General features: G+C 44.0%; 10 protein-coding genes and 2 tRNA genes. 6 read left to right on the top strand and 6 right to left on the bottom strand.

All coding sequences use genetic code 11. The features are described 5' to 3' along the window. Nucleotides 1-93 precede the first annotated feature (93 nt). Together AACV32_RS00235 and yejK are read right to left on the bottom strand one after the other, a co-directional pair. Nucleotides 94-1,290, bottom strand: coding sequence for an Hpt domain-containing protein (locus AACV32_RS00235; protein ID WP_017049109.1), 1,197 nt, complete (start codon nucleotides 1,288-1,290; stop codon nucleotides 94-96). Nucleotides 1,291-1,463: 173 nt separating this feature from the next. Beyond that, the gene (gene yejK, locus AACV32_RS00240; protein ID WP_017042553.1) at nucleotides 1,464-2,465 is read right to left on the bottom strand and encodes a nucleoid-associated protein YejK; all 1,002 of its coding nucleotides are present in this window, start codon (nucleotides 2,463-2,465) and stop codon (nucleotides 1,464-1,466) included. Nucleotides 2,466-2,549: 84 nt separating this feature from the next. Here yejK and AACV32_RS00245 point away from each other — a divergent pair, with 84 nt between their 5' ends. From AACV32_RS00245 to AACV32_RS00255, 3 genes are all read left to right on the top strand, one after another. Then, nucleotides 2,550-2,774 carry a YejL family protein gene (locus tag AACV32_RS00245; protein WP_170895544.1) on the top strand — a complete coding sequence of 75 codons (225 nt, stop codon included), beginning with the start codon at nucleotides 2,550-2,552 and terminating at the stop codon, nucleotides 2,772-2,774. A 24-nt stretch (nucleotides 2,775-2,798) separates the two neighbouring features. Next, nucleotides 2,799-4,604: a DUF3413 domain-containing protein gene (locus AACV32_RS00250; RefSeq protein WP_017049110.1), complete on the top strand. Its 1,806-nt coding sequence runs from the start codon at nucleotides 2,799-2,801 to the stop codon at nucleotides 4,602-4,604. 62 nt (nucleotides 4,605-4,666) lie between these two features. Beyond that, nucleotides 4,667-4,743 (top strand) — tRNA-Pro (locus AACV32_RS00255). A 54-nt stretch (nucleotides 4,744-4,797) separates the two neighbouring features. On the opposite strand, the gene AACV32_RS00260 is transcribed toward AACV32_RS00255, so the two are convergent. Continuing rightward, a complete protein-coding gene (locus AACV32_RS00260) occupies nucleotides 4,798-7,107 on the bottom strand; it encodes an FdhF/YdeP family oxidoreductase (protein WP_017049112.1) in 2,310 nt (769 codons plus the stop codon). Between the two features lie 10 nt (nucleotides 7,108-7,117). Beyond that, complete coding sequence (locus tag AACV32_RS00265) at nucleotides 7,118-8,008, bottom strand: formate dehydrogenase accessory sulfurtransferase FdhD (RefSeq protein ID WP_170895545.1); 891 nt, start codon at nucleotides 8,006-8,008, stop codon at nucleotides 7,118-7,120. Nucleotides 8,009-8,537: 529 nt separating this feature from the next. Here AACV32_RS00265 and AACV32_RS00270 point away from each other — a divergent pair. Both AACV32_RS00270 and AACV32_RS00275 read left to right on the top strand, forming a co-directional pair. Beyond that, a tRNA-Ser gene (locus tag AACV32_RS00270) sits at nucleotides 8,538-8,628 on the top strand. A 225-nt stretch (nucleotides 8,629-8,853) separates the two neighbouring features. Continuing rightward, nucleotides 8,854-9,081, top strand: coding sequence for a hypothetical protein (locus AACV32_RS00275; RefSeq protein WP_026028272.1), 228 nt, complete (start codon nucleotides 8,854-8,856; stop codon nucleotides 9,079-9,081). 74 nt (nucleotides 9,082-9,155) lie between these two features. Here AACV32_RS00275 and AACV32_RS00280 read toward each other — a convergent pair whose 3' ends face one another. Continuing rightward, nucleotides 9,156-11,108, bottom strand: a complete 1,953-nt coding sequence (locus AACV32_RS00280; RefSeq protein WP_017049114.1) for a DNA topoisomerase III — start codon at nucleotides 11,106-11,108, stop codon at nucleotides 9,156-9,158. A gap of 83 nt (nucleotides 11,109-11,191) precedes the next feature. Beyond that, nucleotides 11,192-11,524: a Grx4 family monothiol glutaredoxin gene (locus AACV32_RS00285; protein ID WP_010318865.1), complete on the bottom strand. Its 333-nt coding sequence runs from the start codon at nucleotides 11,522-11,524 to the stop codon at nucleotides 11,192-11,194. 242 nt (nucleotides 11,525-11,766) lie between these two features. On the opposite strand from AACV32_RS00285, the gene sodB reads away from it, so the two are divergent. Next, on the top strand, nucleotides 11,767-12,351 hold the full coding sequence (gene sodB / locus AACV32_RS00290; protein ID WP_017049115.1) for a superoxide dismutase [Fe]: 585 nt from the start codon (nucleotides 11,767-11,769) through the stop codon (nucleotides 12,349-12,351). The last annotated feature ends 108 nt before the right edge of the window (nucleotides 12,352-12,459 follow it).

Genomic DNA, 12,459 nt, shown 5'->3' on the forward strand with positions numbered 1-12,459 from the left:
TCATTGAACTAAAAAACCATTAAAAAGAGCTCAACTGAGCTCTTTTTTACTACAAGCAGAATCACCATTTAAAGCTGATACGATAGAACTGGCTTATCGTTTTCTTTGATCAAGGTAGTGTTGCGCACTGGCTATAGCGGCCGCTAATTGCGTCGTTAATAACCCCAGTTGACTCTCCGTAGGTCGTTGCTTCTGGCTAAGTCGCAGCTCTATTTCTGACGCTATCTGCTTGAGTGAACGGCAACCAAGATTGCCCGCGACGCCTTTCAGGCTATGTGCTCGGCGCTGAGCGGCCTCCAAATCAGAATGCACCAATCTTTTCAATTCAGTGGCATCATGCTGATGATCTTGTATAAATACGCTCAACAGCAGAGTGACAGACTCAACATCGCCATTGAGAGTTATGAGCATGGATTCAATATCGATGGCCAAATCATCAGAAAGATCCGATGTTTCCACCTGTGGTTCTTCTGTAGACAAAACACGACTGGGATTTATCTCAGATGACGCATCCTCTTTCGCAGCACTGGGAACTTTATTAACATGAGAACGAGTTAAAACTGATGACCGAAACATCAACCAACCCAGCAATAGCATAACACCACCACTTAACCCCGTGACAAGATAAGCATAGATGTTTAAAAGACGATGGTATTGGTTTTCAACATGGATAAGCTGATTGTAAATAGAGTGATTGATTAAATTGTCGACCAAACGTGCACCTTGGGCGTATTGATTCAGTAAATCAGACGCTTGTGCTAATGTCTGCTCTAACTCTTTTTTCTGAATGGCTGGTAAAGATTGCCCATCCACGTAGAGTTTATCTAATGCTCGATAGATGCCCGGATTTTGCTCAGTGTCACTGAACATCGCTTCAAATACATAAGCGCCTAACACCACATACATTTGCTTGAGTTGTTCTGAATTAGTGGGATTATCGCGCAGCACTTGTAGGCGTTCAACCAAGGGTTGAATATTAAGCTCAATCGACAAATACGATTTGGTCAGTGTGATATAGCGATCAGTCACATGGAGCAATTGCTGAATATCTGGTCGCCATGAAAAATCTCGGAGCTCAACTTCCAGCTGTAGCCTAAGTGAATAGAGTAGCTGCACATTCAGCGCGATATCATTCGCTCGCGTCGAACGATAAGGCTCTTTAAAATAGAGTGAACTTTTAAGTTCTTCAACACTGTAATGTAACTCTTTCACCGCATGCATGGCTTGGTAGCTTAAATGGCTTTGCCAAAACACAAGACCAACGGAGATTAACCAGCCAAACAGAATCACTCCATACGATCTCACGCTGAATCGTTTTGATTTCTTTTGCCCAAACACTGTGATTACCAATTTGTACTTGTAATTAATACAAGCATAAACCTAAAGTTTGGACCGTGCTGAGTTGTACATCGGGAGAAAAGACAAAAAAGAGAGCCATATCAAGCTCTCTTAGTGGTAAACGATTAACGCTGGCGCGTTAACTGTTCTCTTAAATTCGGTGGCGTGCCTTTGATGGTTAACGTGTCGCTTTCAGGATCATAAAAAATACGCTCTCCCAATAACAAGCTATCAAAGCTCACATTCAAACCGCCCCCTGCACCGACAAACTTGGTCAGTTTACGCACGGTAGAACGATCACCAGGAAAGCTCTCTTCCAGTTCATAGCCATGTGCCTGCGTATATTCGAAAAAACCCGTGCCGTCTTGGCTAGCAGGTAATTCACCAGACAACTCACGAATATGAACCTCTTCACCGGCTTTAATTTGCTCATTGCAGTAATCGTAAACCTGCTTCTTGTAACCGATCGCTTCATCTTTTTCTAGCTTAGAATCCGTGCAAAAATCCTGTACCGCTTGCATCAGTACTTGATTTTGCACTTTGGTATCTAACCCGACATCGGCTTGCAGAAAATCAAGAAAGAAATCCGACACTTTTCGACCAACGCGACCTTTGATATAGGCAAGGTAGCGGTTTGAGTTTTTGTCCGTTTCAAAACTTGAGAGGTCAAGACGCGCCGCGATATCCATTTTGTTGATATCAAGATAATCTGTCGCGCTAATGTCGAGCCCCTCTGTTACTTTCAAACTTTGGTTGAGAGGTAAAAGCCCAATAAATAGGTAATCAGTAGCCAGTGACTGATATTCGGCCATCACTAAGATCCCTTCATCAGCAAACGGATACTTTGATAATTCATCTTTCAGCCGTTGAGCACTGATTTGTGAAAAATCGTAAAAATCACGCTCACCTTGACGAAGTTCTTGCAACCAAGTTTGAAAATCACTGTCCGACTTAAACGAACCAAAACCTTTGCTCGCTTTCGAATTAAACACGCGATGCAACTCAGCCACTAAATTTTCGGCAGACGTATCATTATCTAAAGATTGAGAGCGGTATTTAACCACCAACTCATCTTGCTCGTTTTTGCTTAATTGGTGCAAAATCACGTTGGAAAGGTGAAGACTCATAGTGAAATTATCATCGTTCTGGTTTCAGTTGTAAGGCATTGTAGGTTATCATAAGCCGCTTTTACTATCATCATTAGAGTCTTTATGCCTATTACATCTAAATACAGCGACGAAAGAATTGAAAATATCCTGACAGAAGTTGCTGCCATCCTCGCTAAACATAGTGCTTCCCCTGAGCTTACTCTCATGATTGCGGGAAACATTGCAACGAATGTCTTAAACCAAAACGTTGCCGTTTCACAGCGTAAGGCGATTGCGGAAAAATTTGCTCAGGCATTGATGTCGTCTTTAGAAACTACTACTCACTAATAGAATGCATAGATAGAAAATCACATGGCAGATAGCGAAAATACATACGGTGAACGCGTATCACGGTTGGTTGGTTGGGGGCATTGGTTTGCTTTCTTCAATATCATTGCAGCAATGCTTATTGGTACTCGATATATCGTACAATCACCATGGCCTGAAACCTTATTGGGGCAGTTTTATTTAGCTGTGTCTTGGGTCGGCCATTTTGGATTTTTGGTCTTTGCACTCTATCTGCTGGTTTTATTCCCTCTGACATTCATCATTCCGTCGCGCAAACTATTTCGCTTCGTGGCGGTCTGTTTTGCAACGTTAGGACTCACACTCTTATTAATCGATACCCAAGCTTATCAAGCAATCAACCTGCACTTAACACCGATTGTATGGGAACTGCTTTTTAGCGATGAGACCAGCGCTATCACCGCCGACTTACAGCATCTGTTTGTGGTCATGCCGCTCATTTTCCTCTTACAACTTGGGCTTTCGGAGTGGGTTTGGCGTAAGCAGCGAAAACTATCGCATAAACACGTTGGCCGACCCATCGCGGCGGTATTTTTCATTAGTTTTATTACCAGCCACCTTATTTACGTTTGGTCTGATGCGTATTTAGAAACATCAGTGACTAGCCAAAAATCAAACTTCCCGCTCTCCTATCCAATGACGGCAAAATCGTTCATGGAAAAACACGGTCTATTTGATCGTGATGTGTACTTAAAGCGTTTGAAGGATAATGAAGAGAACCTTAACATTGTTCGTTATCCTCTTGAGCCTCTTCAATTTGGCCGCAGAGCAAATAATCTCAATATTTTGCTAGTGAGTGTCAATAATTTAAGAAGTGATGTGCTGACAGCTGAAATCATGCCCAACACTTACCAATTTGCGACAGAAAATTTGAAGTTTAATAATCATTACAGCTCGAGTAATGACATGTTTGGGATCTTTGGCTTATTTTATGGATTGCCAAGCAGTTATGCCAACGCCATTCGTTCACAAGGTACCCCTCCGATACTGATAGATGTATTGAAAAAACAGAATTATCAGTTTGGCCTCTTTAGTGGCGATAATTTTGACGACACCTTATACGAAGAGACGATTTTCCGCACTTTAACGGTCTCTAAAGCTCCTTTTGATCAAGAATCGAGCACAGATAACCAAACTATACAACGCTGGCATAAATGGGTATCCGAGCAAACCGAACAACCCTGGTTCAGCTATTTGGAATTGACGACCGTTGACAACTTTAATGACTTTGACCCTCGGTCAAGTAAAGGTAGTGCCAGCGATCGCCTGCGTGCTGGTTACAATAACTCGGTCAATGCAGCCGACCAAGAAATAGGCCTGCTGCTCACTAAGATTGACGAATTACAATTGCAAGACAATACGCTGATTGTGATCACCTCAAATCATGGCGCGGAGTTTAACGAGACAAAAACCAACAGCTGGGGTGCTAACAGCAATTACAGCCGATACCAGTTACAAGTGCCGATGATCATCCATTGGCCTGGGAAAATGGCAGGGGAATACTCACACCGTTCAAGTCACTTAGATTTTTCAGTCACGCTTTTACAGGATCTGTTAGGTGCTTCATCCAACCCTATTGAATTTAGCAGTGGTAGAAACTTGTTTGATGAAAACAAAAGGAAGTGGATTTTAGCCGGTGATGCCCGTGAATTAGCTTTGATTACCGATACTCAAACGACTCTCATTGATAAATTTGGCAACTTCAAGCTGTTTGATGAAAACTATCAACGTCAGAAAGACTCTAGCCCAGCGTTACCAGTACTGATGCAAGGCTTAACTGAATTGCAGAGATTTTACGCCAAAGATAATTAAATCAGGTCGTTAGCAAGATTATCTCTTGACGCTAAAGGGATAAATGATTAGATTACGCCAATCGGACTGTAGCGCAGCTTGGTAGCGCACCGTCATGGGGTGTCGGGGGTCGGAGGTTCAAATCCTCTCAGTCCGACCATACACCTAAAAAAAGAGAGCTTCGGCTCTCTTTTTTGCTTTAGTATCTGATTTTTTAGTCTGTTTGAACTAACGGTGGTGCAACTTTGGTTGGGTGAATGACAACGGCAATAGATTTTGATGTCGGGGTATCACTAAAGTCGCCTTTACTGCTCAATGGAATGAGTGCATTTGCCTCAGGGAAATAGGCCGCTACATTCCCTTGAGGAATTACATAGGCGACCACTTTGAAGCCCAAAATTTCACGTTTAATACCATCATCCCACAGTGTCTCAATATCGACTCGTTCACCCGCTTTTAATTGCAGCTGCTCAATATCTTTTTCATTCATGAAGATGACATTACGTTCGCCAAATACACCTCGGTAACGATCATCCAAACCGTAAACCGTGGTGTTGTACTGATCGTGCGAACGCATCGTCTGCAACACAAAAATCGGTTTCTTGGTCATCTGCTGAGTTTTAAGCGGAACGATAGATTCAGGAAGTGCATTACTGCTTATCTGCGCTTTTCCTGTGGGCGTTTTCCAATTAAATTCACGCGCTGAATTACCAAGATAAAAACCGCCAGGCCCTTTGAGCCGCTGATTAAAATTGGCAAATCCTGGGATAATCTTTTCAATCAAATCTCGAATGTTATCGTAATTATCGGCCATGGATTGCCAATCGATTGGATTTCCCTCCCCTAAGGTCGCTTTTGCCATTCCTGCGATAATGGCAGGCTCTGAGCGCATCATCTCTCCTGTAACATCAATTCGCCCAGAAGAGGCATGAACCATGGAGAATGAGTCTTCAACGGTAATTTTCTGTGGCCCCTGAGCCTGAATATCAATATCTGTCCGACCTAAACAAGGCAGGATCAACGCATCCTTGCCCGGGTTGACATGGCTCCGATTCAGTTTAGTCGCAATGTTTACGGTCAAATTACAGTTTTTCATTGCTTGTGCGACACGCTCGGTATCGGGCGCAGCAGCAACGAGGTTTCCTCCTAAACCGATAAAGACTCTACTTTCACCCCGTAGCATCGCCTCAATAGCATTAACTACGTTATGGCCATGCGCTTTTGGTGGCGTAAAGCCCAGTACTTTTTCAATATTGTCGAGTAGAAATGCAGGCGGTTTTTCATTAATTCCAACCGTGCGGTCACCTTGCACATTTGAGTGGCCACGGACAGGACATACCCCAGAACCATCCTTACCAATTTGGCCAAACAGTAATTGTAGATTGACCAACTCTTGTATGGTTGCCACCGAATGCTTATGCTGAGTCACCCCCATTGCCCAAGTTACGATCACGCGTTTAGCGCCTTGGTAAATATCTGCCACCAGCTCTAGATCTTGTTGCGTGAGTCCAGATTGTTCAATAATACTTGACCACGGCGTAGCCTGCACCATGGCTAAATAAGACTCCATCCCTTCGGTATGCTGGGCAATGAAATCAAGGTCGAATATCGATTCACCGCTGGCCTGTGCTTGCTGATGACGAGCAAGAAGAATTTTCACCAAGCCACGAACCGCCGCCATGTCTCCGCCTAATTTAGGAGTGAAATAATGGCTAGTGGTCGGTGTTGAACCATTGCTTAACATTTCAAAAGGATTTTGCGGGTTAGTAAAACGCTCCAATCCTCGCTCTTTTAAATTATTAAACGCAACAACCCGAGCGCCACGCTTATAGGCTGACGCCAGTGTTTCCAACATACGAGGGTGATTCGTTCCTGGGTTTTGTCCAAATAAAAGAATCGCATCGGATTCTTCAAAATCCTCAATAGTCACAGTTCCCTTACCAATGCCAATCGAGCGAACCAAGGCGACGCTCGTAGCTTCATGGCACATGTTTGAGCAATCAGGAAAATTATTGGTACCAAACCGGCGCGCAAACAACTGGTATAGAAATGCAGCTTCATTACTCGCGCGGCCTGATGTATAAAATTCCGCCTGATTTGGACTAGCGAGTTGATTGAGGTGTTGTGCAACCAGTGCAAACGCCTCATCCCAGCAGATTGGCTCATAGTGATCCGTTTGAGCGTTATAGCGCATTGGTTCCGCTAAACGCCCTTGAGATTCGAGAAAATAGTCGCTCTGCTTATTGAGCCAAGTGACCGAATATTGCCTAAAGAAATCCGCCCCAACGCGTCGAGAAGTGGCTTCCCAGTTGACGGCCTTAGCGCCATTTTCGCAAAAACGAAAACGCCCTGGGACATGTTTTTCACCCCAAGCACAGCCCGGACAGTCAAAACCATGGTCTTGGTTGGTTTTTAAAAGATTGGAAATATTTTTGGCAACATTATGACTTTTCAATAGATGATGCGCGGTGCTTTTTAGCGCTCCCCAACCACCAGCCGAACCGGTATATTGTTTAATACTCATATTCTTCTTCTCACTCTTTCACTGACTGCAAACGTGCATGACCATGGTATATATTGAACTGATTTTTTTTGATAAAACCAATCAGTGTCATATCGAACTGACGCGCCATATCGAGCGCTAAACGTGATGGCGCACCAACAGCCACCACCACTGAAATGCCAGCAATGGCCGCTTTTTGCATTAACTCAAAACTCACTCGGCCGCTAAGAATCAATACCCCTTGCGGGTGCCAACGTTGCTCACTCAAAATTCGACCAATCAACTTATCCACTGCGTTATGGCGGCCCACATCTTCGGCAACGGCAATCAACTCGCCATGCACGAAGTAACCCGCACCATGCACCGCCCCCGTTTTTGCAAACAGTGGTTGATGAGCAAGAAGCAGATTAGGAAGCGCAATAACAACATCAGAAGAGAGCCATTTCGGGCTATCATCAACACGAATTTCTCGCCTCAAACTCAAGGCTCGGATGGATGTCATACCGCAAATGCCACAGCTCGACTGGCTCATATAACGACGGGCCTGATGCTGAATCACATCAGTGTATGGATGATTGAGCGTGACCAACCAGTGATTCTGGCCATGGCGTGATTCGTCGTCAACCAATTCCATATTGAGTATATGGTCATATGAATCGATCACTTGCTGCGTGTAAAGTAAGCCACCGATGAGATGGGCATCGTCACCGGGCGTTCGCATTGTCATGCTCCACTCTTCGATATGCAGCTTGTTAGTAACCGTATCATTCCATTGCAAACTGATTTGTAAAGGCTCTTCAATAGCAAGAATATCGTATTCATTTTGAAACCCTATTTTGGAATCAAAACGTTGGCGATAAATGCGTTCAGTCCCCTCAGGTTGAGCATCATGAGGGTCATTGGTTGTCGTTTCTTCTAGCATGGTTCTTTTTATTGACTGATTTCAATCATCAGCATAGGTGAGTGCAAGATAAACTCCTGCAAACACTCTGTACTTAATGATTGGAAATGGAAGCAGTGCCTTAAACACAGGAAGCTGCAAATTACTCCTCACCTTGCGCAGGGTCAAGAAAGCCATCTTTTGGCTATGGTTCAGGTTTAGTACCATTTCCCTGCCAGTTTTAGCTTGTTACCCGTCATTCCCAGAGGTTCAAGCATTATATGAACATAAAAGCATAAAAAAGAAATAACATTCCATTTATGAAACTCCGGTAGCCTGATACTACAAGAGAGCATCAGGCAAACATCGTAAGAATTCACCGTTAAGCCAGCAACCAAATAAAAAATGCGCCATAACGAAGCACGCATTAATGTACATTTTTTCTCCAACAAGGCGCTAAGAATCAAGCCATTAGTTAGTGGAAAATTATCGTCAATTGTATACAAAACCAGCAAACGATCAGCTCAAGACTTTACAAAGTAAAATTGCCTCGCTATTATGCGCACCACACGGAGAGATGGCTGAGTGGTTTAAAGCACCGGTCTTGAAAACCGGCGATGGTTAATAGCTATCCTAGGGTTCAAATCCCTATCTCTCCGCCACTTTTAAGAAAAGCCGCTGTTTTTACAGCGGCTTTTTCGTATCTGATTAACATCATTTTCTCATACTGATATTTTATTCCACGCACCAGTTGCCATTCATTAGATAAGTACCCTCTCCATTCATCACATACCAAAGGTGTATTTTTTAGAAACTGGCATCAAATATGCTTCCCATTATTCAGCGGTTATGTCGTAATTAATGACATGGTTAGAGAGGAGAAATGTATGAGCCATCTCTATAAGATTGAATCCTACAGTGAAGAAGCGGTCAGCTCGATTGCCCAGTTTATCCGTTCTAAAGGTGGAAGATGCTGTATTGCTGGTTTTGCCGTGATAACAAGCCACCCTTTTCAAGAGCGCGAGGCGTGGCGTTTACTACCACTTGTCGGCAAAGTGACTGACAATGTAACCGATTGGGATACCAGCCTTTTTTATCGAAAATGTGATAATTAGCTCGTCAGGTCGGTGAATATCTTACCTAATTCGCAGGCCTCAGCTTACTTAGCGACCGATTCTTTGATGTCATTTTATTGAGCCGAATTACGTTGATAACGCGTGGTTTTGCTGGATTTACGTATCTTTCGTTTGAATGCAGGGCGCTCCACTTTGGGCAATGAGCGAAGCGACTCTGGCACTGCGCCCGATTTCGCCTGTTCCATGATCTGAATAATGCGCTCTTGCAGCACTTGCATAAAGGGTTGATACGCTTGCCCACGTTCAGCCATCGCTTGCAATTGATGCTCCCAATGGGCGGTCATATCAGGATAAGTTGATTCATTTGGCAGCGCATGAATTAAACCCCTTCCCGCTGACGAGCTTAGAATCAGTTTACCTTGACGTGTTAAGAGTTGCCGCTTGAATAAAGTGTCAAGGATCCCCGCTCGCGTCGCTTCCGTACCCAAACCATCGGTTTCACGTAAGATTTTTTTCAGCTCTTTATCTTCAACATAGCGAGCAATTCCCGTCATCGCTTGTAGCAAAGTCGCTTCAGTAAAATGACGAGGAGGCTCGGTTTTTCGATCGTGAATCTCCCCTTCTCGACACGTCAGCACCGTCCCTTTACTCAGTGGTGGAACGGTATCGACTCCGTTCTCTTCTTCATCGACTTTGCCTAACAAACTCTTCCAACCGGTTTCAACCAGTTGTCGCCCTGACGCAACAAAAAAGCCACCCGCAATATCAAACACCAGCTTGGCTTCGGCGTACACGGCGGCGGGATAAAATTGCATCAAGTATTGGCGCGCAATCAATTGGTATATTTTCATCTCATTTCCCGACAAGACATTGACGGATGCCTGCTTTGGTGTGGGAATAATGGCATGGTGCGCGTCCACTTTCTTATCGTTCCATGCTTTGGATTTAAGAGCTAAGTTTGCGCCACTGACCGCCGTTAACAACTCTTTGGCGTTGCACGCGATAGCTTGAGTTACTGACGAAGCTTGAGCGTAATGTTCTTGTGGTAAGTAACGACAATCTGAGCGCGGATAGGTGATTAATTTATGCTTCTCATACAGAGATTGGCAAGTGTCTAACACTTGCTGGGCACTCATTGCAAAGCGCTTCGCTGCATCAATTTGCAGTGCAGATAAGGAATAAGGTAACGGCGCGGCTTGCTTAGTTTGCTTTTGTTCGGCTTCAATCACTGTGGCGGGTTGCCCTGCGATGCGCTGTGCGACATTTTCCACCAACTTGCGGTTTAAGACTCGCCCTTCTTCATCTTGCCACGGCTGGCAAGCATCGCTGGGTTTCCAGCGCGCACGGATATCAAACGCCACTTGATCAGTTTGATAAGGGATTAACGCATGTAATGTAAAATAGTCTCGCGGAATGAAGTTTTCTATCTCCTCATCCCGACGTACCACAAGCCCTAGAATAGGAGTTTGTACCCGTCCAACCGACAAGACACCATGATAGCCCGCTTTCTGCCCCAGCAAAGTATAAGCCCGTGACATATTCATGCCATACAACCAATCGGCTCTTGAACGCGCGAGCGCTGAAACCGATAAAGGGATGAATTCGCGGTTACTGCGCATCTGTTTCAGTGCACGCTGCACGGCTGGAAGGTTTAAATCGCTGATCAGTAGCCGCAATGCTTGCTCTTTTTTACTTTGGCTTACTTTGCAATAATCAATCACTTCATCAACTAATAGTTGCCCTTCACGATCCGGGTCTCCTGCATGGATAATTTGCGATGCTTCTTTCAAAAGCTGACGAATCACAGTCAACTGTTTGCTCGATGTTTTGCGCGGTCTAAGCTGCCACTGTGAAGGAATGATAGGTAAGTCGAGTAAATTCCACTTTTTATAGCGTTCATCATAAACATCCGGCTCAACTTGCTCGAGTAAATGCCCAATACACCAAGTAACGATGTCGCCATTCGCACAACGAATGAAACCTTGATCTTTCTTGTGTGGTTTCGGCAGAGCATCGGCTATAGCGCGCCCTAAGCTGGGCTTTTCAGCAATGAATAAACGGGTCATAAACTCAAATCAACGCAAAAAATAAGGCCACATTAACCAATGTGACCTTAATAAATCAAGAAAAACTGTTATTTTATACAGTATTACTCTTCATTGCCTGCACGTGCAGCGGCTTCTTTCACTAAAGGTTGCAGTTCGCCTTTTTGGAACATTTCGATAATGATGTCACAACCACCAATCAACTCACCTTCAATCCACAATTGTGGAAAAGTAGGCCACTGTGCGTATACAGGCAGCTCAGCGCGGATATCTGGGTTTTGCAGAATATCCACATAAGCAAATTTCTCACCGCAAGCCATCAAAGCCTGCGCAGCTTGAGAAGAGAATCCGCAACTTGGTAGCTTAGGAGAGCCTTTCATGTATAGCAGAATGGCATTTTCTTCAAGTTGCTGTTTAATTTTATCAATAGTTTCCATTGCTTCCTCTTAATGGGGATAGTGCGGTTTGTTACTGACATTCTAAATCATTAATAGAGAATAAAAAGCACATATTATTTATGGATATCCTGCCTATACAACAATTTTCAACATTAGGACTTTTAATAAAGTAAAAACTTGCTAAAATACCTTCAAGTCAGTCGTATCGACGAATATCATTATAATATCTGGAAGCTACTGAAAGAGACCTTCACTCTTTCTACACAACGGAGAATCGAGCAATGTCATTCGAATTACCAGCTTTGCCTTACGCTAAAGACGCTCTAGAACCACACATTTCAGCCGAAACACTAGATTTCCACCACGGTAAGCACCACAACACTTACGTTGTGAAGCTTAACGGCCTTATCCCTGGCACTGAATTTGAAGGTAAATCTCTCGAAGAGATCATCAAGACTTCAACTGGTGGCGTATTTAATAACGCCGCTCAAATTTGGAACCACACCTTCTATTGGCACTGCCTTGCACCAAATGCAGGTGGCGAACCAACAGGTGCCGTTGCAGACGCAATCAGCGCCGCATTTGGTTCTTTTGAAGCTTTTAAAGCAAAATTCACTGACTCAGCGATCAATAACTTTGGTTCATCTTGGACTTGGTTGGTGAAAAATGCGGATGGTTCTTTAGAGATCATCAACACTTCAAATGCAGCCACACCACTGACTCACGAAGGTGTGACTCCGCTACTGACGGTTGATCTGTGGGAACACGCTTACTACATCGATTACCGTAACCTACGACCTGACTACATGAATGGTTTCTGGGCACTGGTTAACTGGGCATTCGTTGCAGAAAACCTAGCAAAATAACCTTTTCCCCTTGGATTGGTATTTAGTCATATGAAAAGCCTGCTTTGTCGCAGGCTTTTTTGTTATTTTATCTAAAGTTATCTGCTTTCTCGCCGCTAAAAGTGCATC

It is taken from the genome of Vibrio sp. B7, assembly GCF_963888765.1.
GTDB lineage: Bacteria > Pseudomonadota > Gammaproteobacteria > Enterobacterales > Vibrionaceae > Vibrio > Vibrio anguillarum.